At 70.5% G+C, this 1,583-nt stretch carries 2 protein-coding genes; one reads left to right on the plus strand and one right to left on the minus strand.

Annotation, left to right across the window (positions count from 1 at the left end; all coding sequences use genetic code 11):
- Positions 1 to 69: 69 nt before the first annotated feature.
- Positions 70 to 1,095, minus strand: coding sequence for a cellulose binding domain-containing protein (locus AB0M20_RS42540; RefSeq protein ID WP_364307092.1), 1,026 nt, complete (start codon positions 1,093 to 1,095; stop codon positions 70 to 72).
- A gap of 75 nt (positions 1,096 to 1,170) precedes the next feature.
- On the opposite strand from AB0M20_RS42540, the gene AB0M20_RS42545 reads away from it, so the two are divergent.
- Positions 1,171 to 1,566 (plus strand): FAD-binding protein, encoded by a 396-nt coding sequence (locus tag AB0M20_RS42545; protein WP_364307094.1) that lies wholly within the window; start codon positions 1,171 to 1,173, stop codon positions 1,564 to 1,566.
- Positions 1,567 to 1,583: the final 17 nt, after the last annotated feature.

The following is a 1,583-nucleotide window of genomic DNA, read 5'->3' on the forward strand; positions in this document are numbered from 1 at the left end:
CTTCGGCAAGGGCGGAGAACCCGGGCGTGTCGGGGGCCAGCGGCCGCGCGACGTCCACGGAGTCATCGGTCACGCAGTGGGGATACCCGTGACCAGGGCGGGATACCACCGCGCGGCGATCTTCCGGTTGCCGCTGTCGTTGGGGTGCACCCCGTCGTACGTGTCGGTGGCCGTGCTGAAGCCGGTCCACTGGTCGACCACGGTGACCGGGGAGGCCGCGGTGCTGAGCGACGCCGCCCACGCCGGGATCGCCGCGTTGAGCGCGACCGCCCGCTGCCCGCAGTCGGCGCAGTTGGCGGGGTTCATCGGGATGATCTGGGCGACGAGGATCCTCATGGCCGGGTTCGCGGCGCGCATCTGCCCGACGAGCTTGGTGAAGGCGGCCAGGATCGTCTGCGGCGACAGGTTGTTCCACACGTCGTTGGTGCCCAGGTGCATCATCACGACGTCGGGATCGGTGGCCGCGAGCCAGCCCGGCAGCAGGTTCTGGTTCGCGATGTTCACGGCGAGGAAGCCGCCGTGGCCCTCGTTGTCGCCGTCGTGGGTGAAGCCGCAGCCCTGCGCCGGCAGCGTTCCGACGAAGTCGACCTCGGTGCGGCCGGCCTGCTGCAGCTGCTGCCAGAGCAGGGCGCGCCAGCAGCCGGGGGAGCCGGTGATCGAGTCGCCGAGCGGCATGACGCGCACGGTGTCACCGGGCTCCGGGTCCGGGTCGGGCGGCGGATCGGTCACGCCGCCGTCGCACACCACCCCGTTGAGCGTGAAGGAGGCCGGCGACGTGTTTACGCCGGTGAACGAGCCGTTGAAGCCGAAGGACGCCGTCCCGTTCGTCGGGATCGAGGCGTTCCAGGCGGCGTTGCGCGCCCCGGTGTCGGTCGCGACGGCGTTCCAGATCTGCGTGATGCGCTGGCCGGACGGGAATGCGAAGGCCAGCGCCCAACCGGTGATCGGGTCGCCGAGGTTGGTCACGGCGACGGTTGCGCCGAAGCCGCCCGGCCATTGACTGGTGACGGAGTAGGTGACCTGACAGCCGGCGGCGGCGCTGGGGGAGGGAGCGACCAGACCGGCGGCGACCATAACTAGAGCGGCGAGTTTCATGGCATCTATGGGAGCGCTCCCATAGACCTGTGTCAATAGGGTGTGCCCGCGTACCGGCCGGGTTACGGTGTAGTCATGAGCGAGCAGGTCACCAACTGGGCCGGGAACATCGTCTTCACGGCGCAGCGGGTGCATCGCCCGGCCTCCGTACCCGAGGTGCAGGAACTCGTCGCCCGCGCCGAGCGGGCCCGCGTCCTGGGCAGCGGCCATTCCTTCAACCGCATCTCGGACACCGGCGGCGACCTCATCTCGCTTTCCGCCATGCCGCGGATTCTGGGGATCAGCGAGGACCGGCGCTCGGTCCGGGTCGACGGCGGCATCCGGTACGGCGACCTGGTCGCGCAGCTCGACGAGGCCGGCGTGGCCCTGCACAACCTCGCCTCGCTGCCGCACATCTCGGTCGCCGGCGCGGTCACCACCGACACCCACGGCTCCGGCGAGCGCAACCATTACCTGGCCGACGCTGTGTAGTCGCTGGAGCTGGTCCG

The organism is Actinoplanes sp. NPDC051633 (assembly GCF_040681735.1).
GTDB lineage: Bacteria > Actinomycetota > Actinomycetes > Mycobacteriales > Micromonosporaceae > Actinoplanes.